Annotated in this window: 21 protein-coding genes; 17 read left to right on the forward strand and 4 right to left on the reverse strand. The window is 45.5% G+C overall.

Annotation, left to right across the window (positions count from 1 at the left end):
• Positions 1-146 precede the first annotated feature (146 nt).
• Entirely contained in the window at positions 147-2,672 is a 2,526-nt protein-coding gene (locus FXO21_RS07105; protein WP_149639443.1) for a hybrid sensor histidine kinase/response regulator, read from the forward strand.
• Here FXO21_RS07105 and FXO21_RS07110 read toward each other — a convergent pair.
• On the reverse strand, positions 2,660-4,027 hold the full coding sequence (locus FXO21_RS07110; protein WP_149639444.1) for a sigma-54-dependent transcriptional regulator: 1,368 nt from the start codon (positions 4,025-4,027) through the stop codon (positions 2,660-2,662). The two genes, FXO21_RS07105 and FXO21_RS07110, sit on opposite strands and share 13 nt — an antisense overlap.
• 134 nt (positions 4,028-4,161) lie before the next feature.
• Entirely contained in the window at positions 4,162-4,470 is a 309-nt protein-coding gene (locus FXO21_RS07115; protein WP_192579177.1) for a hypothetical protein, read from the reverse strand.
• 568 nt (positions 4,471-5,038) lie between these two features.
• Here FXO21_RS07115 and FXO21_RS07120 point away from each other — a divergent pair.
• The 13 genes from FXO21_RS07120 (at position 5,039) to cysM (ending at position 17,690) form a co-directional block, all read left to right on the forward strand.
• Positions 5,039-5,758 carry a ferritin-like domain-containing protein gene (locus FXO21_RS07120; protein ID WP_149639445.1) on the forward strand — a complete coding sequence of 240 codons (720 nt, stop codon included), beginning with the start codon at positions 5,039-5,041 and terminating at the stop codon, positions 5,756-5,758.
• Positions 5,759-5,786: 28 nt separating this feature from the next.
• A complete protein-coding gene (locus FXO21_RS07125) occupies positions 5,787-6,578 on the forward strand; it encodes a ferritin-like domain-containing protein (protein ID WP_149639446.1) in 792 nt (263 codons plus the stop codon).
• A gap of 209 nt (positions 6,579-6,787) precedes the next feature.
• Positions 6,788-8,020: a sulfite oxidase gene (locus FXO21_RS07130; protein ID WP_149643403.1), complete on the forward strand. Its 1,233-nt coding sequence runs from the start codon at positions 6,788-6,790 to the stop codon at positions 8,018-8,020.
• Between the two features lie 10 nt (positions 8,021-8,030).
• Positions 8,031-8,429, forward strand: a complete 399-nt coding sequence (locus tag FXO21_RS07135; protein WP_149639447.1) for a hypothetical protein — start codon at positions 8,031-8,033, stop codon at positions 8,427-8,429.
• Between the two features lie 49 nt (positions 8,430-8,478).
• On the forward strand, positions 8,479-9,027 hold the full coding sequence (locus tag FXO21_RS07140) for a thermonuclease family protein (RefSeq protein WP_225865606.1): 549 nt from the start codon (positions 8,479-8,481) through the stop codon (positions 9,025-9,027).
• A gap of 11 nt (positions 9,028-9,038) precedes the next feature.
• Positions 9,039-9,650 (forward strand): hypothetical protein, encoded by a 612-nt coding sequence (locus FXO21_RS07145; protein WP_149639448.1) that lies wholly within the window; start codon positions 9,039-9,041, stop codon positions 9,648-9,650.
• A 97-nt stretch (positions 9,651-9,747) separates the two neighbouring features.
• Positions 9,748-10,887: a hypothetical protein gene (locus tag FXO21_RS07150; RefSeq protein ID WP_149639449.1), complete on the forward strand. Its 1,140-nt coding sequence runs from the start codon at positions 9,748-9,750 to the stop codon at positions 10,885-10,887.
• 86 nt (positions 10,888-10,973) lie between these two features.
• A complete protein-coding gene (locus FXO21_RS07155; RefSeq protein WP_149639450.1) occupies positions 10,974-12,365 on the forward strand; it encodes a hypothetical protein in 1,392 nt (463 codons plus the stop codon).
• 31 nt (positions 12,366-12,396) lie between these two features.
• Entirely contained in the window at positions 12,397-12,906 is a 510-nt protein-coding gene (locus FXO21_RS07160; RefSeq protein WP_149639451.1) for a GNAT family N-acetyltransferase, read from the forward strand.
• Positions 12,907-13,029: 123 nt separating this feature from the next.
• Positions 13,030-14,748, forward strand: a complete 1,719-nt coding sequence (locus tag FXO21_RS07165) for an AMP-binding protein (RefSeq protein WP_149639452.1) — start codon at positions 13,030-13,032, stop codon at positions 14,746-14,748.
• A gap of 68 nt (positions 14,749-14,816) precedes the next feature.
• Complete coding sequence (locus FXO21_RS07170; protein WP_149639453.1) at positions 14,817-15,548, forward strand: alpha/beta fold hydrolase; 732 nt, start codon at positions 14,817-14,819, stop codon at positions 15,546-15,548.
• A gap of 21 nt (positions 15,549-15,569) precedes the next feature.
• On the forward strand, positions 15,570-16,778 hold the full coding sequence (locus FXO21_RS07175; RefSeq protein ID WP_149639454.1) for an alpha/beta hydrolase family protein: 1,209 nt from the start codon (positions 15,570-15,572) through the stop codon (positions 16,776-16,778).
• Between the two features lie 39 nt (positions 16,779-16,817).
• Positions 16,818-17,690: a cysteine synthase CysM gene (cysM, locus tag FXO21_RS07180; RefSeq protein ID WP_149639455.1), complete on the forward strand. Its 873-nt coding sequence runs from the start codon at positions 16,818-16,820 to the stop codon at positions 17,688-17,690.
• 88 nt (positions 17,691-17,778) lie between these two features.
• Here the strand turns inward: cysM and FXO21_RS07185 are convergent, their stop codons facing one another.
• On the reverse strand, positions 17,779-18,198 hold the full coding sequence (locus FXO21_RS07185; protein WP_149639456.1) for a cytochrome B: 420 nt from the start codon (positions 18,196-18,198) through the stop codon (positions 17,779-17,781).
• 147 nt (positions 18,199-18,345) lie between these two features.
• On the opposite strand from FXO21_RS07185, the gene FXO21_RS07190 reads away from it, so the two are divergent.
• The 3 genes from FXO21_RS07190 to FXO21_RS07200 all read left to right on the forward strand — a co-directional run bounded on the left by FXO21_RS07190 (position 18,346) and on the right by FXO21_RS07200 (position 19,782).
• The gene (locus FXO21_RS07190) at positions 18,346-18,648 is read left to right on the forward strand and encodes a DUF4286 family protein (protein ID WP_149639457.1); all 303 of its coding nucleotides are present in this window, start codon (positions 18,346-18,348) and stop codon (positions 18,646-18,648) included.
• A gap of 229 nt (positions 18,649-18,877) precedes the next feature.
• Complete coding sequence (gene hpf / locus FXO21_RS07195) at positions 18,878-19,240, forward strand: ribosome hibernation-promoting factor, HPF/YfiA family (protein ID WP_149639458.1); 363 nt, start codon at positions 18,878-18,880, stop codon at positions 19,238-19,240.
• A gap of 128 nt (positions 19,241-19,368) precedes the next feature.
• The gene (locus FXO21_RS07200) at positions 19,369-19,782 is read left to right on the forward strand and encodes a MaoC family dehydratase (protein ID WP_149639459.1); all 414 of its coding nucleotides are present in this window, start codon (positions 19,369-19,371) and stop codon (positions 19,780-19,782) included.
• A 55-nt stretch (positions 19,783-19,837) separates the two neighbouring features.
• On the opposite strand, the gene FXO21_RS07205 is transcribed toward FXO21_RS07200, so the two are convergent.
• A complete protein-coding gene (locus tag FXO21_RS07205; protein ID WP_149639460.1) occupies positions 19,838-20,017 on the reverse strand; it encodes a histone H1 in 180 nt (59 codons plus the stop codon).
• Positions 20,018-20,139 lie beyond the last annotated feature (122 nt).

The raw sequence follows: 20,139 nt of genomic DNA on the forward strand, positions 1-20,139 counted from the left end.
GTTTCACGGGCAACCTTTCTACGTTTTTGCCCTCATTTCTTTATTCAAAATCATTATATTCACGCTCTATATCAGACAGATGCGTTTCAATTGCACGTTTTAGTTGCCGAAATGCGTTAGTTAACATTGAATACTGATAGTCTGCTATGTCCACTTTACGCGACCCGTCCTTCTTGAAATCTGTTAAAGGCAAAATTTTTCTCGGTTTTTTCGTGGCATCTATCGCATTGGGTGCTTCGTGGCTGATCAGTAATCTGGCTTTTAAGGAAATTCTTGGCCGGGTAGAAATGATTTCTACGCCAAACGATAAATTACGGCTGGTTAACAAGATCTTCAAAAATATTCTGCAGCTCGACCATTTGCAGAATGCGCGAAAAGTAAGCGACGAAGAACATAAAGAACAGGTGCTCGCCAAATCCGTTGAACTTGTCGCTACGCTGGACTCCCTGAGCGATATGAGTATTGGTGATGATTTACAGATCATCCGGATCGATTCCATGAAAAAGATCCTCCGTAAAAGGGAAAAGATTTATGGCAATTACGTAACTGTCAGATCCAAACTTGTCAACACCAAAACACTTGAAGACGAGGTCAAAAATATTTCAGGGCTGATTACTACCAAACTTAAACCGGATAGTACGGTAGTTAAAACTGAAAAGAGGACGACTACAACCACCATTTACACGGAGGTCCCCGATTCAGTACAAAAAGCGGCGGCGAAGAAAGGATTTTTCAACAGGGTCTTCGGTGGGAATAAAAAAGCAAAGAAAGCGCAACCTCAACCGAATAAAGTTGTTCAGAAACAGGAAGTTAATGTACAGGTTGACACGATTACGGTCGCTCAGGAAGACAGTACGATCGAAAAAGTGGACGAAGCTGTTCACGCGATCGAAAAGGCACAGAAGATCCGGACGACAAGTTTTGTGGATAAAGAAAAAGAACTGGCGACAGCAGGTAACTCACTTGTAAACCAACTCCTTAATGTAATGCAGGAGGTGGAAAGTGAAGTATTGAGCCAATCCAACCGGGACAGCTACCAGGCCAACAATATGGTCACTAAAAGTGTGGATATGCTGCAATGGGTGATGCTGGGTTTTTTCTTCCTCACGGCTTTACTCGCTTATCTTATTTTCGCCGATATCACAAAGAGCAATGCATACCGCAGCCAGCTTGAAGAAGCAAAAGAAGAGGCGGAATACCACAGTATGGCTAAACAGCGGTTTTTGTCTAATATGAGCCACGAAATCCGAACGCCTCTCCAATCGATCATTGGCTATACGGAGGCGCTGAAGAAAGTTGACAAACCTAAAAAACAGGATCTCGAAACACTTTATTCGGCATCTGAACACCTGTTATACCTCGTTAATGAAGTGTTGGATTACAGCCGTATCATCTCCGACCGGTTCACTTTTGAAGAGCGGGTCTTTGCGATCAATCCTTTACTTAATGAAGTGATACAGGTTTTGAAGCCTAATGCTTCAACCAAAAACCTTATTTTAAGACTCGAAAATAATTTGGCGCCCAATTTGTACCTCTGCGGCGATCCTTTCAGATTGAGGCAGGTACTTTATAATCTGCTCACCAATGCGATCAAATTTACAGACACAGGCGAAGTTGTGCTGAAAGTCAGCAGTGTTGAATTAGACAACAATGTTCAGGTTGAATACACTGTGACCGACACTGGGATCGGATTGTCTCCCGAGCAGGTACAACGGATATTTAACCAGTTTGAGCAAGCCGATTCCTCCATTTCGAGACGATTTGGAGGTACAGGACTGGGTTTGACCATCGTAAAAGCGCTTATAGAGGGTATGGGTGGAAATATTCGTGTCAAGAGCAGCCCCGGTCAGGGCACGACTTTTTTTGTCACCACCAGTATGAAAAAAGCTGAAGCACTGGAATTGGCAGAGGAAGCTCCCGAAAGAAATTATCAGATAGCCGGCAAGGTCTGGCTTGTTGACGATGATACTTTTATTCTGAAATGGTGCTCCTCCGTTCTCGAAATGAACGGCATTCCGCATAATTCATTCTCGTCGGCAGAGGAAGTACTGAGCAGGCCCTGGGATCATCAGGTGAAATTCGTACTGACGGATATGCGTATGTCGGGCATGAACGGTGCAGAGCTTTGCAAGCGCATCCGAAAGATTGCGGGACATGATGTCAAGGTATTTGTCCTCACAGCCCAGGCTTTGCCGGAGGAGCGCGCAAACCTGCTTAGCTTAGGATTTGATGGCTATCTCATGAAGCCTTTCCATTCAAAAGAGCTTCTGGAACTGCTGGAATCGTACTCTTCGCCTGACGTTATTGCAATTGTCGAGCCGCAGCAGGAAGAGCTGGATTTTACCATGCTCGATCAAATGACTTTCGGAGACGAGGGGTTAATGCGCGAAATTTTAGATCAATTCGTAAAGGACTCCCGAAACGATGTGGATGCACTTGAACTTCACCTTGAAACCGGAGAACTTGACAAAGTTATGGAGATCATGCACAGAATGGCCGGACGGACAGGTCAGATTGGCGCCCGGGATCTTTCGGCCCGGTTTAGAAACTTTGAATTAGCGTTACGGGAACATCCTGCACAAGTCTCTCTTGCCGAAATGAAACAGGTTACACAGAGCGCCCGTGGCGTCATCGAGCAGATCGAAGGCAAAGCGCTTGCCTACTCGATGTGATACTTTTCGATTTTGTAATAGAGGGTTTTCCTGTCAATATTAAGTAGTTTGGCTGCTTTACTCTTATTGTACCGCACCTCCTGTAGCACTTTTTCGATCATCTCCTTTTCGTGCGTTTCCTGTAACGCTTTCAGATCCGACCCGGCAGGTTTTTGGGTATCTTCCATAGCCGTTATCATTTCGGCTGGCAGAGCGGCAGAAGTAGCAACTTCTTCTTTCGATAACAGTACAAGCCTTTTAATCACATTATTAAGCTCACGAAGGTTACCGGGCCAATCATATTTCATAAAGATGTCCATTACATCCTTCGAAAGTTCCCGCACATTTCTGTCCAGCTCGCTATTCGCCTTATCTACAAAATGTTGAATGAAAATGCCCAGGTCTTCGCCCCTTTTCCGAAGAGGTGGAACCTCTATTTTAAATTCATTTAATCTGTGGTAAAGGTCATCCCTGAAATCGCCGGCAGCTGCACTTGAAATCAGGTCTTCATTGGTAGCGGCGATGAGCCTAACATCTACCCTCACCTGCTGTGTACTGCCAATCGGAACAATAATACGCTCCTGCAGCGCACGAAGCAATTTGATCTGAACATCGTAGCCAAGGTTCCCTATTTCGTCAAGGAATAAAGTGCCTCCGTCAGCCGCTTCAAACTGGCCGATTTTATCTTGCAGCGCCCCGGTAAAGGCCCCTTTTTTATGTCCGAAAAGTTCGCTCGCGGCAAGCTCTTTCGATAGAGAACCACAATCAATGGCGACAAATGGTCCGCTGCTGCGCTTGCTCAGCTTGTGGATTGATTTGGCAACATGTTCTTTTCCCGTTCCACTTTCACCCTGAATAATCACAGACATATCTGTCGGTGCCACTAAACGTACATATTCGTAAAGCTGTTTTGAAATTTTACTTTTACCTTCAATGTAATCCAGCGACTGTGCATCTACCTTCGAGCTGCCTCTGGGTTTTGGAGCCGCCTTTACGCTGGTTACCTCTCCCTTATTCAGTGCCTCTCTCAAGACCATGAGCAGTTCTTCCGGATTAACGGGTTTGGTAATGTAATCAAATGCGCCAATCTGCATCGCAGTAACCGCTGTCCGCACATCGTGGAAACTGGTCATGATAAAAGCCGCCGTTCTGTTTCCTTCACTACGAAGTGTTTTGAGAAAATCGACAGAATTCCCATCAGGCAGGCGATAGTCCAGCATCAATACATCGAACGGACCGTCCGGATCTTTGTCGAGTATTTCTCTGGCCTCTTTCAGATTCGAACAAACTTTAACCTGATGCCCATGTTTACCAAGAAAATTGGTCAACAGTTTAGAGAAAGTTGTATCGTCTTCAACGAGGAGCAGATGAGCCATGGGATGTTTTATAGGTCAAAAATAAATAGCTTACTAACGAGAGGAGAAATACAAAATTATAAAATCTACAGTCAAAAAGCCGGAGAGTGCCCGGCTTTTAATTATGGTCAGCGTAAAATTACTTCAGAAAACCCTTAATCGACTTTCCGGCCATACTTATCGAGATTCACTGTGGAAGACTCATCTCCTTTTTTAAGATTAATCTCATAGTATTGTGAGTTATTTTCCTTTGTAACCAGGTAAGCACCAGCGACTTTCCAGTCGGCATAACCATCATTTGCCAGGGCCGATTTGACCGGCTCGGGCAGATCTTCCGGCCGTACGGCCACCTTCTCCTGCTGGGCAATACTAATCAAAACATTCGCTGCATAAAGGCGCTGCGATGGCAGATAACCTGTCGCGAGCGTTGTTAATATGGTTGCAAAAAAGAGCTTTCGCATCATTGTGTCTAATGTTTGAACGAATAGTATTGAAGAAATCATGCCTTTAAAGTCCTGGCAAAAGAAGGACATCCATTGCTCAAAAAAAACCTTTACCACGCATTTTTCGATTTCACTGTGTGGAGAAAGTGAACAAGCTGTCACACGATACACCCAATTTTTCAAGGAAAAACGCCTTCTCTGCCAAATGATATGTTAATATAACGTCATTTAAGTTATTAAAAATATTTTGAATTTTAATATTTGAAACGATGCATAATCACCTATATTTGCGTCGAAGTCGTCGACATTGTTGTAGTACAACCACTACTAACACCTCAAAATCTTAGCACTATACATTCATAAATTGAATATTTTAAATGATATTATTTACTCAACGTTATTGAGATTATCATCGGTTAGTCTGAAAGCATCAAGAGTCTAGAAATAGACTCTTTTTGTTTGTTACCCCTCTTCCAATCCTTCACAGCTTGCCACTTTTCTTCATCGGTTTGATCTAAAGTATTTTTGATGGCGTAGGTCTCTGCAAACATCTTTCGATGGACGAAAGAGCTCAATAACCTTTGAAGCTATGAACAAACTATTGAAACCAGACACTGATTCGGGTAAAAAAGAAGCAGAAACCTCGCCGGTAAACAGGCGCTCGTTTCTTCGTGCAGCAGGTATTGCAACTTCACTGGGAACGATTGCACTTACAACAGCGTGCAAAGACGACGATCCGGATCCTATGCCAGGCACAGGCGATACTGTGGATCTTGGCTCCGCCGATACTGGTGTCCTCAACTATGCATATGCGCTGGAACAACTTGAAGCTGCATTTTATTCCCAGGTCATCACCACACCTTATGCAGGAATGACAGACGCAGAAAAAACGATTCTTACGGATATCCGCGACCACGAAATAGTTCACAGAGACTTTTTCAAAGCAGCGTTGGGCGATAAGGCCATTAAAGGTCTTACCCCCAATTTCTCGAGCATCGACTTTACCAAGAAAGAGGCGGTGCTTGGAGCCGCAAAATTGTTCGAAGATACCGGGGTTGCCGCTTATAATGGAGCCGGAAAGTTGCTTAAAGACGGTGGTAATTTGTTATTGGCAGGCAAGATTGTATCGGTGGAGGCCCGTCATGCGGCAGTTATCAGGGATCTGATTAATCCAAAGTCGGCTGACTTTGCCGGCGACGATATCCTCGACGCCAACGGAATGGATAAGGCGATCGCGCCTGCTGATATCCTGGCTGCGGTAAAGGGATTCGTAAAAGAAACGATCAATGGCGCCAACGTCGGTAAATAATCTTCCCACTTAATTCGAATCAAAAATCATGGATATATTTAAAATAATTGACAGTTTTCAGAAGATCGACGGAGATGCACTCGGCAGGCTTGAATATGCTACCCGCCGTCATTTTATGAACAAAGTAGGCACAAGGCTGGCATCCGTTGCAGTTCCGACTGCCTTCGCGAGCATTGTTAACAAAGCATTTGCGCAGTCGGCAGGTGCAGTGGAGGTATTGAATTATGCATTGACACTTGAGTACCTGGAAGATGAGTTTTACAAAGCAGGCAATGCGGCTGCGGGATTGATTCCTGCAACGGATAAAACGATTTTCACCCAAATCGGCAAACACGAAACGCAGCACGTTGCATTTCTGGTAAAAGCACTGGGTGCGAAAGCTATTCCGAAGCCAACATTTGACTTCAGATACAACGGCGCTTTTTCAGATGTTTTTACTAATTACAAAACCTTTGTAACCGTTTCAAGCGCATTGGAAGATACCGGTGTACGTGCCTACAAAGGCCAGGCAGGCGCATTAATGGGTGACCCCCAGATTCTGGAATACGCATTGCAGGTCCACTCGGTTGAAGCCCGTCACGCAGCGGTGGTACGCAGATTAGCTGCAACAGTAACCGGAACTGCGGCTATGAAAGGATGGATTACCGGAAAAGAAGGTGCAGTTCCTGCCATCTATGCCGGCGAAGACAATATGACGCAAGGCGGAAAAGATCTGAAAGGACTGGCTTCAAAATCAGATGCAGCAATTACAGAAGCTTTCGATGAACCTTTGACAAAAGAGGCGGTACTGGCTATTGCAGGACCATTTATAAAAGGTTAAAGTAAATTCTTCCCCTGTTGGACATATACATGCACTTTGTATGTGACAGTAAGTTCGAAGTGTTCCGACGCACTATGCTTGACTTCGAGAGGCTACCTGACGGTGGCCTCTTTTCGTTTAAATTTGGCTTTAATTGTCATTTCAGCTAGTTAACCAGTGCGGAATATTTAAATTTGGCTATTAAACCAGAATTTATTCCTGAATCCGAAATGAACCCTGATTTCAATAGAAGAGGTTTTTTAAAGAAGAGTGGCTTAACTGTGCTCGGTACTGCATTGGGCAGTCGAATGGTATTTGCGGACAAAATGCCGGAGGGAAATGTAACGCCTCGGTGGGACGAAAATGATGCATTAAAAGGTAAAAACGCGGAGATGATCGTGCAGGGGGACAAACCCTGGAATGTCGAATCACCGGTACATTTGCTGGATGATAAGATCACACCGGTCGAGAAAATGTTTATCCGCAATAACGGGCTTGTTCCGGAAAAGGTGGATGTGAGTGCATGGACACTTACTATCGACGGAGAGTCGGTAAAAGCACCAAAAACCTATACACTCGCCGAACTCAAGAAGAAATTTAAAACCTATACATACCAGCTCGTTCTGGAATGTGGCGGCAACGGTCGTTCAGGTTTTCAACCGCAGGCTTCTGGAAACCAGTGGGGCCAGGGCGCGGTTCATTGTGCATCGTGGACCGGTGTGCGCTTGAAAGATATATTGGCTGATGCAGGTATTAAAGACGATGCGGTTTACATTGGTTACCACGGGAAAGATCAGCACCTTAGCCGGGATCCTAAAAAAGAGCCGATCTCGCGCGGGGTACCTATCGAAAAAGCACTGGAAAACGAAACATTGGTGGCCTGGGAGCTCAATGGAAAGGATATTCCCGAATTTCACGGGTATCCGCTCAGGCTGGTGATTGGTGGATGGCCGGCTTCCGTTTCAGGTAAATGGCTGAGCCGCATTTCCGTCAGGAACAAGGTGCATGATGGAGCAAAAATGGAAGGGCACAGTTACAGAATGCCGAAAAGCCCGGTTGCGCCGGGAGAAGATGTACCGCAGACAGACCAGTATTTTCGCATTATCGGTTCAATGCCTGTAAAATCGCTGATCACGTTCCCAAAAACAGGTGCAATGATTGCACCGGACAAAGAGCTGGCTTTGCGCGGGCACGCCTGGGCGGGAGATCTTTCGGTGAAGAAAGTGGAGGTATCTATCGATTTTGGTTCGACCTGGCAGGAATGTAAACTGGAAGCGCCAGTTAATCGCCTGGCCTGGCAGCATTGGAATGCGAACATTAAATTCCCGTCCAACGGATACTATGAAGTCTGGGCAAAAGCGACCGACTCAAAGGGAAATGCGCAGCCTATGGTAATTCCGGCCTGGAATCCGGGTGGCTACCTGAATAATGCTTGCGAAAGAATTGCGGTGAAAGTTGGTTAAAAGCTACATCATGAGACTATTGTCGATTTTTTTAACAGGTATCGGAATACTCCTTTTTTCATTCAGCCCTAATGTAAATGAAGCTGTCGACGAGCGTTCCTTTGTATTGACAAAATCGGATACATTGAAAAAAGATCAGGAAACCGGCCTTATCAATGACGAAAATCTGTACCTGGTGAAGGCGCAGTGTACAACCTGTCACAACTCGAAGCTGATCCTGCAAAACCGGTTCACGCGTGACGGCTGGAAGCAAAAAATCCGGTGGATGCAAAAAAACCATAACCTCTGGGACCTGGGCGAAACCGAGAAGCCGGTGCTGGATTATCTCGAAAAAAATTACGGCCCTACGATCACTTCTACGCGACGTATACCGTTAACAAATATCAAGTGGTATAAGCTGCAACAGTAGGTTTCGCTAACTTAATCCTGAATTTTACATCTACTTTTTAGTAAAACGCGTGCACTCTTTTTTTAAATTAACCCTCGGGAAACTGTCGTTCCTGATCTGCTTTTTCGCAGTAACTGCCTTTGTCAACAACTCACATTCCGGGGATTCTTACATTCAGCAACCCGGGTTACCGAACCCGCTGCGCGCAGAGGTGATCGGAATTCAAGACGGGGATACGATTGAACTGAAATTCATATATAGTGGTAATAAAGCCGGACGACGGAGCGGAAAACCCATCAGGATCAGACTATTGCACGTAAATTCCCCAGAAAGGGGCCAGCCATTTTACAAAGTAGCCAAGCAGTTCACGAGCGACAACTCCTTCCGGAAGACCGTACAGGTCCGCCATGCAGGTAATTTTGATAAATACGGTCGGCTTCTTGGAGAAGTGATCCTGCCCGACGGTCGGGTTTTGAATAAAGAACTCGTAAAAAAAGGACTTGCGGTGCATTTCAAGAAATACTCAACAAGTACCGAATACGCCAACCTGGAAATACAGGCCAGGAAAAAACGCCTGGGAGTATGGAAAGTCCAGGACTATTCTGTGGGCAAACTTTAAGCTGAAAATCGATGAGCTCTTCTGCATTGTTTCAAATCCTTTACCAGCATGAAACGCTCTTTCATCTGCCGGCAGATATGACTCATGCGCACGCTCCGGCATCCGCAGAACCTGAGCCAGCAGAAAAAGCCGCGGTAACAGAGGCAGTTAAGCCTCCCCCAGCTGAGCCCAGGCCTTCATTACCGGCAAGTCCTGCTATTGCCAGGCCGGCACCAACTCCGCCTACACCTGCCCCACTGGATTTCCCAGGACTAAAGCATCAGATATTGATCCTGATCGACGAGCAGAAACAAGAAAATATGCTTGCTTCCGAGGCGCTCTTTTTGGATAATATCCTCAAAGCGGTCGGGAATTCCACGGATCATGCGGATATTTTAAATTTCAGCTTTTTGCCGGGCCAGGACGCGCGGAAGGTGTTTTCGGAGAAAAAAACAAACTTCTTTATCACATTCGGCGTACCCCTGATCAAGCTCCACCTCGACCTGTTGCTTGCACCCTATACACCAAAGAATATCGACGGCATCTGGTTCCTGCTGGCTGATCCGCTGGTGGTTATAGAAGAAAATCGTGATTTGAAGAAAAAACTATGGCAGGCATTGAAGCAAATGTTCGAAATGTCCTAGTTACTAGCAGGTTAAGGTTTATAAATGCCGGTCATCACAATAATCTAGTGAGTTTCCCTGTTTTCATGGATAATCGCAGGCTAACCCATGAAAATCTATGGCCAAATTCACTGAGTACATTGCGAGCTGGTTCCGGGCAAAAGAGTCCGACGAAAACCAGTACTACGACGATGAAACCGTCGAAACGAATCCGATTCCTACCTCCACTGCTGTTTCTTCTATTGAAAACCCAGCCCTAATTGCTGAGGCAAAACCGGCGCCTACGCAGTATCCTGATTCTCAGCCAGACCAGCAAGGAAGAGAATTGCCGAGGGTTGAGGTAACTATTCCTTATTGGCTGGAAGACGAAGATATGCTTCGTGACGAAGGTGTTTTGTTCGGCTTGTCAGAGTCTGATCCGCACGAGAAAACCGATATAATCCAAAAGTACTTTTCAAATCTCGCAGCTGAACATAATGCAAATATTGAACAGCAAAATGAGCGGATCCAGGAACTGAACCTGTTCATCGGTCAAAAAAATAACCGGATCGAAGAGTTGCAGGAGAAATTAAAAAAACCGGCTGACAAGCTTGCCGGTGAACACCATTTACCCAGGACACTTATAGGAATTACTCTATGCATTGCGATGTGCATTGGTAACTTTTTCCTGATCAGGGAATCTTTAAAGCCGGTTTTCAATGATAACTCCTGGATCGCACTGGGCGTTTTTCTGGCTGGTATGTTCAGCCTGTTTGGCCGCATTTCGCTTTTCCATGATACGGATTCAAAGGTTTCCTGGAAATCTTTATTGGAAGAAATAGGCTTGCCTTTCGCGGCCGCGCTGTTTGTGTTTGCAAATGTGATCACACACCAAACGTGGTGGCAGGCATTTGCCCTTTTCATATTCGTTTTCTTCCTCTTCCTTTTTGCGGGAAAACTGCTGCTCAGTAACATCACTGTGCTGCGGAACGACCTGCAGAGTTGGCTGAATATCAGGAACGACCGCCAGGATTTCAAGGATAATACTTCCAGCTGGGAGTCCGACTGCCTGGTACTTCAGGAGGAAATTGATGAATTAAGGGTCAAAAAGTGGCAGGTTCTCCGTGAACAAAGCGCTTCCGAAACGGAGCGTGACCGGCTTTTTGCAAAACGCGATATGCTGATCAAACTCTTCGAAAGTGAGTTTTTTCTAGCCCGCCGCATGAAAAACGAGCTAACTACCCGCCAGCTTAACCTGATTCAAAAGGGCATTAAATAATATTTCGAAGAAAAGCAGCCCGGTCTTACCAGGCCGGGGCCTGATTTTTTATCCATTTCTCACCTGATCAATCAAAATAACAGGTCATGAACGAGCAAAATCCAAACGAAAACGGCGATTACCAGCACGGATATACCCGTGGTATCGAGGGAATTGACCGCCAGGTTTATGAAGCATATTTATCCAGTGACGTCAACCACGACTGGATCCGCGAACGACTGGGAGACAAGAACGAAGAACTCTCTTCCCTCCGAACAAAAACTCAGGAAACGCAACAACAGCACAAGGTAGCTTACGATAAGCTGCAGACCGAGATCATGGCCCTGAACGGGGTAGCGAGGCAAATGAAAGATCTGGAAAGATCGGTCACGGACATTGATATACAATCGGAAGAATTGAGGGAGAAAAGAGCTGAAAAAGCGCCTTCCTACTCTCTTGTCGCGGGTCTTATATTTCTGGCTGCCGGTATTTCATTCATAGCCGGCGACCTGATCATTTCGCATGAAATCGTAGCCTATGCACTTAATATCAGGAATTCTAACGAAGCCTGGGCCTTTGCGATCGGTTTGGCGATGCTGTCGATTTTACTAAAACCTGCATATGACAGGCTTGTAGAAGAACCTTATCACAGAGATGATTCACCAAAAGCCAGGTCGAGATATGCCGGCTTTAAACTGACCTTATCGATTTTTGCGATTGTGACGCTGGTTATTCTCGGCTGGTTCCGGTATGAAGCTTACCGGACGGATAAATTGAAAGAGGCGATCAATAAATCGGTAAAAAACCTGCAACTGAATGCAGTGGATCCCATGACAGGCGCACCGATCAGTAGCCCGGAGCTAACTAACAAAATCGAAAACGCGCTCCGGAATTCGGATCAATTGAATATGGACCTGGTTAACAGTCCCTGGGCATTACTTTCATTTGTACTTAGCGGCGTACTTTTTGCTGTCGCAGGAGCCGTCTCGCTTGGAATGGCGCTGCCGGTTTTGCAGGGATTCTGGTACCGATGGCTGCAAATAGATCCAAAACTTGGCCGGTTGAGAAGACGCAGAAAAAGAATTTTGAAACAAATGGAGCCACTTCAGGAGCAGCTTAACCTGCATATGACGCAGAAAAGCATTCTGGAAAATGACCTGGCATTTTTGCCAAAGCTGGAACAGCTGCGTGAGGAGGAAGCCAGGATCCGCACGGAAATTGAGAATCTGGAAGAAGAACGTAAAAACACACTTACCGACAGCAGAATCCAGTCATTTGGCGACGGTTATGCACACGGTAAGGTCAGCCGCGATGTGATGAGCGAGGAAGAGTATGATTCGTGGCGGGACAGTCACCTGACGGTTTCCAACTTAGCGCTGCGCGCCCGCTCCAACTCTTCGGCCGACCGCGCCGTTTCCAGAACTAAAAGCACAGGAATGCGGCCGCACCAGGCAATCAGAAAAGCAATTACGGATCGTTTCGACGAAAACAATTCATAGTTTCCTAAATTAGGGGTCGATATCCACTAGCATGATTGAGACCCCTAATTTAAGAATAGTACCCTGCGACGATACCCTTTTTGATGCGATCCGCATGGGCAACAATACACTCGCCAGGGTAATGGGCGTGAATGTCCCAAAAAAATGGACTGAATTTCGCGATACGTTTACTCCCTCCTACCACCGCTGGAAAGCGCATCCTCCTCTTCGAAACTGGTGGGTTTACCTGATTATTTACAAACCTGACAATCAACTGATCGGATCTTGCGGATTCAAAGGCGAGCCTGATTCGAATGGTACGGTGGAGATCGGTTATGAAATTATGCCGTCACACCGGGGAAGAGGTCTCGGCACCGAAACTGCAAAGGGGCTTCTTGATCATGCCTTTCGCCAGCCCGGCGTTTTGAAGGTTATGGCGCACACATTGGCGGAGGAAAATGCCTCCGCGCACCTGCTCGAAAAAATCGGCTTTTCTCAGACAGAGGACGTTAGCGATCCTGAGGAAGGGTTGCTATGGCGATGGGAGCTCTCACGTAGATAATATGGGTTTGCCGCTTTCCGTTTAAAATGTGTTCGAAAATAATTGCATTGTAATAATAAAGTTTTGGCTTAATTATTTACTTTAAACATCGAACACAGTTCTGAAACCCTTAGCCCTACTACTATGATTGAGTTCTCAAAGGATTCGTTTTCCTGGTTTAAAAATTATCCGGAAGGCATACCATTCGAAATAAACCCCGAAGCCTATTCCTCACTCGTTGAAATGATGGAAATAAGCTTCCGGCAAAACGCTGAAAAACCAGCCTATACAAATATGGGCAAGGCGATCACATTCGGCAAACTGGACGAGCTTTCCAGAAACTTCGCAGCCTATCTGCAAAATGTCGGCTTGCAGCAGGGTGACCGGATCGCCATTCAAATGCCTAATCTGCTGCAATATCCGGTCGTGATGATGGGTGCATTGAGAGCGGGCCTTGTCATAGTGAATACCAATCCATTGTATACTTGCCGGGAGATGCAGCACCAGTTCAAGGATTCGGGGGCCAAGGCAATCGTAATACTGGCCAACTTCGCGCAGAACCTTGAAAAGGTTATTGAAAACACCAATATACAGCATGTCATAATAACTGAAATTGGTGATCTGCTTGGCTTCCCAAAACGGCTTGTCGTAAATGCAGTGGTCAGGTATGTTAAGAAAATGGTCCCGAAATACCGTATCCCAAACGCCACCAGCTTCAACAGTACTATTTCCAATGGGGCAGGCCTTACCTACAAGCGACCAAATGTATCGGGGCTCGATATCGCTTTCATCCAATACACCGGCGGCACAACCGGCGTGTCAAAAGGCGCTATGCTAACCCACCGGAACCTGATCGCCAATGTGGAAGGTATTAACGAGTGGCTAATGTCGAAAATGCGTCAATCGCCAGCTTCCAATCAGTTGACATTGATCGCGGCGCTGCCGTTATATCACGTTTTTGCAATGACTATCAATGGATTATGTGGCATTAAATGGGGAGCATTAAATGTTTTGATCACGAATCCGAAAGACATTCCCGCGTTCGTCAAGGAACTTAAAAAGTTCAGTTTTCATATTTTCCCTGGCCTGAATACGCTTTTTAACGGCTTGCTCAACAATCCTGACTTTGCTACGATAGATTTCAGCGAACTTAAAATCACCATTGCCGGCGGAATGGCGTTACAGAAAGTGGTAGCCGAACGTTGGGAAAAAACAACAGGCTGCCCGCTTGTGGAAGGATACGGATTGTCCGAAACCTCTCCCGTGTTGTCGGTTAATCCCCTCAATGGCCGTCACAAACAGGGAACGATCGGCCTGCCATTTCCAAGCACTGAAATGCGGATCCTTAACGATGACGAAACCTGGGCAACGGTTGGCGAAAAAGGCGAAATATGTGCAAAAGGGCCACAAATTATGCTTGGCTATTACAATAGGCCGGACGAAACTGTAAAAGTCATTTTTGAAGATCAAAGCGGCCGTTGGTTCAAGACAGGCGATATCGGCATCGAGGATCCCGATGGTTTTTTCAAAATCGTTGATCGAAAAAAAGACATGATCCTGGTTTCCGGGTTCAATGTGTATCCAAATGAAATTGAAGGAGTGATCTCTCAGTGCCCGGGCGTCCTGGAAGTAGCCTGTGTAGGAATTCCTGATGACAAATCCGGCGAGATGGTCAAGGTTTATATTGTGAAGAAGGACCCTAATTTAACAGAAGAAATCGTAAGGGACTATTGCCGCGAAAATCTCACCGGCTATAAGCGTCCCAAGCAGATCGAATTCCGCACAGAGCTACCCAAAACCAATGTGGGCAAGATATTGAGGAGGGCATTAAGGGAAGAAGAAATGGCGAAAGTTGCCAGGTGAAGCCGCTATTAGCGTCAGGTTTATGTATATTTAGGCGAATTAGTTCTCAACAATGAAAGCCTGTATATATGAATCTACACCGGAAAACCTTGGTATTGTTGCATGGTCATGGCGCAGACGATACGATCTGGGACTATGTTGACGCCACTATTAACGAATACTTTACAATTGTAAGGCCGAATATTTCACTCTTTACTTTTTGTCAGTCGGTTGAAGATTACGCGGACGAACTGCACCGTTTTTTAACGAATGCCAATATTCAGAAGTGTACGCTCATCGGCCATTCTATGGGTGGATACATTGCACTTGCATTTGCCGAAAAATACCAGGGGATGCTGGAAGGTTTTGGCTTGTTCCATTCGACAGCTTACGCAGACGATGAGGCAAAGAAAGTGCAGCGAACCCAGGCCATTGAATTATTAAGAAATAAGGGAACGGAAACATTTATTAAAAATACTGCCCCGAACATGTTTGGTGAGCGGTATAAGGAACTGTTCCCTGACAGGCTCGAAGCGCATATCAAATATTTCTCGAAACTCCCAGCCGACGCACTGATCGCAGGGATTACGGCAATGATCAATCGCCCCGACCGGACAGCCGTCTTAAAAGCGCTTCCATTTCCTGTACTTTTTATAATAGGAATGCAGGACAAGCTGATCCCTTTCGAAAGCCTGATTACTTTGTCTGAATTTCCTAACCGAAGTTATCCGTTTATCCTGGCAGAAGCCGGCCACATGGGAATGGTAGAGCGTCCCGATGCCACTGCCAGGATGATCAGCTGGTATATGGGCAAAATTTAAACGCTCACCTTTTACTTACCTATGCAACAAGTTGTAAATCTAAGCTTTAAGAAAAGTACCGTTTACCTGCTTTTCTGGTGTTTGCTAGCGCTCAACGCCTGCAATAATGAAAAACCGCAGGTAACACCGGAAGAAGAGGAAGATCAATTTCTGCTCCGTAGCGAGGATATAACTACGCTTTCACGCGAGCAGATAATGCAGCGGGCAAATGGGATCAATGCTGCACTGGGCGGCTATGTAAAGACAGGGATTAAGGTTTATAAAATTTCTTATAAAACGAAAAACACGGACGGAACGGATATTACTGCATCCGGCGCGCTTATCCTTCCCGATACCGACCAGCCTGCTTCAATGATCAGTGTACAGCACGGTACTATCAGGGAAGATATTTCAGCACCTTCCAATTTCGCCGAAAATTCCGAGGCCGCATCTTTCGGCGCACTATTTGGTTCAATGGGCTATATTATCGCTTATCCCGACTACATTGGTTACGGTGACTCGAAAGATCTGCCGCATCCTTACGAACACCGCGCGAGCCTGGCCTCTGCTTCTCTGGACATGCTGCGGGCCGCCAAAGAGTTCTTACGGGATCAGGATGAAGTAGAGTGGAATGAAAAACTATACATTGCCGGATATTCGGAAGGAGGATATGCGACCATGTCTTTGCAAAAGAAGATTGAGGAAGAAGCTTCCGGCGAGTTTAACCTCCGGGCATCGAGTTGTGGCGCAGGCGCTTATGACAAAACTGCGTTTATGAAATATATCATTAATAACAAAACGCACGGCGTTGCTTCCTATAACTTCTCTTATTTATGGGTCCTGCTGACTTATGATCGCATTTATAAACTCGACCGCCCCGCTTCTTATTATTTCAAAGAACCTTTTGCGACGGAGATCGCAAAGTCGGGAGCGAATGTTCGGATAGACCGGAGTTTTGATTCCATTTTGAATGATTCTTTCAAAAAAGCATTAAATGATGGTGTTGATAAAGGTTTCATAGACGCGATCGGAGATAACGATGTTTATAACTGGAAGCCTAAAACACCTTTAAGACTTTTTCACGGAGACAACGACCAGCTGGTTTTTTATTTTAATTCCGAGAAAGCATACAATACAATGAAAGGCCTAGGGGCTGATGTACAGCTTACAACCGTTCCAGGAGGTAACCACAGCAGTTCCATAGTTTCTTTTCTGGTAGGTACCCTCGGTTTTTTTTCAAGTACGCCGTGATATAGGGTATGTTAAATCAGTAACAAAGAATAAAATCTAATGTCTTCACTTCTTGATCTGGTAGGTAATACCCCATTGGTTGAATTAAAGCGAATCAATCCAAATCCCAAAGTAAAGATCTTCGGGAAGCTCGAAGGTAATAACCCTGGCGGCAGCGTAAAGGATCGGGCGGCTTATAGCATGATACAAGGTGCGCTGGAGCGCGGAGAAGTCCGATCAGGTACAAAGCTGGTAGAGGCTACCAGCGGTAATACTGGAATCGCCCTGGCGATGATAGCCCGGCTCTTCGACCTGGAAATTGAGCTGATTATGCCCGAAAGTTCTACCCGCGAGCGTGTGCTTACCATGGAGGCTTTCGGAGCAAAGGTTATCCTGGCTGCTAACATGGAAACCTCGCGTGACCTGGCAGAGGAAAAAGCGTCTACCGGTGATTACTTCATGCTCAACCAGTTTGCGAATCCCGACAACTGGAAAGCCCACTACCGGACCACCGGACCCGAGATTTATCAGGATACCCGGGAACAAATAACTCATTTTGTATCGTCCATGGGTACTACCGGTACGATTATGGGCGTGTCAAGATATCTAAAAGAAAAAAACAATGCCATCCAGATTGTGGGCTGCCAGCCTACGGACGGTTCCAGCATTCCGGGCATACGGAAGTGGCCGCAGGAATACCTTCCCAGGATTTTTGAACGCGACCGGGTAGATCGGGTAATCGAAGTAACTCAGGAAAACGCCGCCCAGACGACGAGGAAGCTGGCAAGAGAAGAAGCTATATTTGCTGGCATGAGCAGCGGGGGCGCCACCTGGGCAGCAGTTGAGCTGGCAAAAGAGCTTGAAGAGGGTGTGATTGTCTGTATTATCTGCGACCGGGGCGACCGGTATTTGTCGAGCGACCTCTTTGGGTAATCCACTATTAGCTATTGACTTTTAGCCTTTATATCGGCAATCGGCTGATTCAGTAAAGCTGAAAGCCGATTGCCGATTGAGTCGCTAATTAAAACCAGCCGTTTCCCAGATTCCTGAAAGGCCAGGGAATCGCAACCAGAATGATGATCAGGCCCATCGTGTAAAAGTACAGTACGGTACGGTGCTTGTCGGCTCCCACCAGTTTCTTAGACCTCGACCGACCGATCGTAATCAGGACCATAGCGATGAGCATCATAAAAATATGCTCGATGGAAAAGAACCGGAATACCTTCTCGCCTATCAGATCAAAATTCACTTTGGGGCTCATTACATACAGGATCAGTCCGATCAGCATTTGCGTATGTGCCGCTATCATTGCGAAAAGATAAACTTTACTGTCTTCCTGCGAATTTTTCCGCCAATTAGAATAAGCGATAAAAATGGCCGCCAACAGCAGCGCCAGGACAACATACCGGAGACCTGAGTGCGCTCGTATCAAAATGTTCATTGTGAAATAACGGGTTATGGTGAATAAGTAGGCCCGCAAATGTAACTCACAAACGACCATCCCCCAAATTCAATACACGACCATGAAAGAGAATCGATTGTGAAATATAAGCCTGATATTTGCACCCCATTTAACAAGTTTAAATTTATGATTATTTACAATATCACTGTTAATATCAGTTATGAGGCTGAAAACGAGTGGCTGAGTTACATGAAGGGCATCCACATTCCCGAAATCCTCGCAACGAAGCTGCCGCTGGAATGTAAACTTCTGAGGCTACTTACTGAGATTGAGAACGAAGGAGCGACTTATACTACGCAATTTACGTTTCGAACGATGGAGGATTTCCTCGCCTATCAAACCAGCTTCCAGGCAGATTTTCAGGAGCGGCATCATTCTCTTTTCAATGGCAAATATGTGTCTTTCAGGACACTTTTGGAAGAAGCCTGACCAGATAATGAGGTCAATTTTCACTTTAAGAAATATATCTAAAAACAATTCCTTTTTTCTTGACATTGGCTTAATATTTGCCTTACTTAAAATAATGTTAGGGAAATATGAGTGCCGGTTTGAGACGCGGAATATCCATTTTTTATAAAAATTCCAAGTTGAGTGAGTCAGGATTTTTCAGTTTTTCTAGCAGTTAACAGATATGTTTTACCATTAAAACAATGTGCTTATGAGACTGCAGATGCAAGCAATTCATTTTGATGCCGACCCTAAATTGCTGAATTTCATTCAGCAGAAGTTAGATAAATTGGATACATTTTATGATCGAATAACTAGTGGAGAGGTATTTCTTAAGCTCGATAAAAGTGAGAATGCAAAGGCGCATACCAAATTGCTTGAAGTTAAACTATACGTTCCGGGTGGGACAATGTTTGTGAGGGAGCAGGGGACTACATTTGAGGAAGCTACCGACCTCGCCATCGATACGCTGAAAATGCAGGTTAAAAAGTTCAAAAATAAACGAAACAACGCCAGGGCCGCCAAAATTACGGAGGTCGAAGGTGCAGTTCTGACGGAGGAAACTGAAGAGTAAAATTATATAGCTTTCAGCAGGGAAGTCGCCTATCAGGCGGCTTCTTTTGTTTTACATCCACTCAGCTTGGATCAGTCGGTGAATTGGTCTTATTTTGAGTTCTGAGCAATCCCGTAATTAAGATAAATATGAAAATAGAACCTATCGTTGGCGCTTCGTTCGAATATCCGTTTAAAATCTCCCAGGAGGAAGTACAGCGTTTTGCCGACCTAACCGGCGACAACAATCCTATTCACCTCGACGCCGAATATGCCGCCACCACAGCCTTTAAACGGCCGATCATCCACGGGATGCTTGGGGCTACCGTATTTACCAAAGTACTCGGCACCCAGTTCCCGGGTTTTGGTTCGATCTATGTAAAGCAGACTCTTGAGTTTCTCAGGCCGATGTTTGTAGATACGGATTATAAAGCGGTATTTAAAATCCAGTCTATCAATTCGGAAAAGCATATTGCCGAGATTTCCACCGAGATCGTGGACGCGACTACCAATAAGATTACCACCAAGGGAATAGCCTCTATGATCAATAAAGAGAAGTTCTGAAAACACTAAGCCCGGACTGAAAAGCCCGGGCTTAAAAAATTTTCTGTGTGCTTAACTATTCGCCAGCGTTCTTTTTGTTCTGAACTTCTGCACGAATGTCCTGAGCCAGCGTTTTGAGATCCTGCATACCCTTACGAACGCGGGTACCAGCAGCTTGATTGTCTTTGTTGTAAAACTTATCGAAATCACCTTCAAGTGAAAGGATCAGATCTTTAACTTCATCGAATCGTGCCATGTCTTTTTGTTTTTTAGTTTAAAATGCCTCAAACACGCTAAAAACGCATGTTTTGACCGAAATTTAGTAATTAAAAGTATTTTCGCAACCCAAAAAACAAAAAAAAACACTCGCAAAATACA

This window comes from Dyadobacter sp. UC 10 (assembly GCF_008369915.1).
Classification (GTDB): domain Bacteria; phylum Bacteroidota; class Bacteroidia; order Cytophagales; family Spirosomataceae; genus Dyadobacter.

Bases quoted from the DNA above. Each gene is read 5' to 3' on its own strand.
- FXO21_RS07190 (WP_149639457.1), top strand. From the start codon at position 18,346: ATGATTATTTACAATATCACTGTTAATATCAGTTATGAGGCTGAAAAC.
- FXO21_RS07120 (WP_149639445.1), top strand. From the start codon at position 5,039: ATGAACAAACTATTGAAACCAGACACTGATTCGGGTAAAAAAGAAGCA.
- FXO21_RS07205 (WP_149639460.1), bottom strand. From the start codon at position 20,017: ATGGCACGATTCGATGAAGTTAAAGATCTGATCCTTTCACTTGAAGGT.
- FXO21_RS07185 (WP_149639456.1), bottom strand. From the start codon at position 18,198: ATGAACATTTTGATACGAGCGCACTCAGGTCTCCGGTATGTTGTCCTG.
- cysM (WP_149639455.1), top strand. From the start codon at position 16,818: ATGTCTTCACTTCTTGATCTGGTAGGTAATACCCCATTGGTTGAATTA.
- FXO21_RS07135 (WP_149639447.1), top strand. From the start codon at position 8,031: ATGAGACTATTGTCGATTTTTTTAACAGGTATCGGAATACTCCTTTTT.
- FXO21_RS07165 (WP_149639452.1), top strand. From the start codon at position 13,030: ATGATTGAGTTCTCAAAGGATTCGTTTTCCTGGTTTAAAAATTATCCG.
- FXO21_RS07170 (WP_149639453.1), top strand. From the start codon at position 14,817: ATGAATCTACACCGGAAAACCTTGGTATTGTTGCATGGTCATGGCGCA.
- FXO21_RS07160 (WP_149639451.1), top strand. From the start codon at position 12,397: ATGATTGAGACCCCTAATTTAAGAATAGTACCCTGCGACGATACCCTT.
- FXO21_RS07150 (WP_149639449.1), top strand. From the start codon at position 9,748: ATGGCCAAATTCACTGAGTACATTGCGAGCTGGTTCCGGGCAAAAGAG.
- FXO21_RS07200 (WP_149639459.1), top strand. From the start codon at position 19,369: ATGAAAATAGAACCTATCGTTGGCGCTTCGTTCGAATATCCGTTTAAA.
- FXO21_RS07115 (WP_192579177.1), bottom strand. From the start codon at position 4,470: ATGATGCGAAAGCTCTTTTTTGCAACCATATTAACAACGCTCGCGACA.
- FXO21_RS07125 (WP_149639446.1), top strand. From the start codon at position 5,787: ATGGATATATTTAAAATAATTGACAGTTTTCAGAAGATCGACGGAGAT.
- FXO21_RS07175 (WP_149639454.1), top strand. From the start codon at position 15,570: ATGCAACAAGTTGTAAATCTAAGCTTTAAGAAAAGTACCGTTTACCTG.
- FXO21_RS07105 (WP_149639443.1), top strand. From the start codon at position 147: ATGTCCACTTTACGCGACCCGTCCTTCTTGAAATCTGTTAAAGGCAAA.
- FXO21_RS07155 (WP_149639450.1), top strand. From the start codon at position 10,974: ATGAACGAGCAAAATCCAAACGAAAACGGCGATTACCAGCACGGATAT.
- FXO21_RS07145 (WP_149639448.1), top strand. From the start codon at position 9,039: ATGAGCTCTTCTGCATTGTTTCAAATCCTTTACCAGCATGAAACGCTC.
- FXO21_RS07130 (WP_149643403.1), top strand. From the start codon at position 6,788: ATGAACCCTGATTTCAATAGAAGAGGTTTTTTAAAGAAGAGTGGCTTA.
- hpf (WP_149639458.1), top strand. From the start codon at position 18,878: ATGAGACTGCAGATGCAAGCAATTCATTTTGATGCCGACCCTAAATTG.
- FXO21_RS07110 (WP_149639444.1), bottom strand. From the start codon at position 4,027: ATGGCTCATCTGCTCCTCGTTGAAGACGATACAACTTTCTCTAAACTG.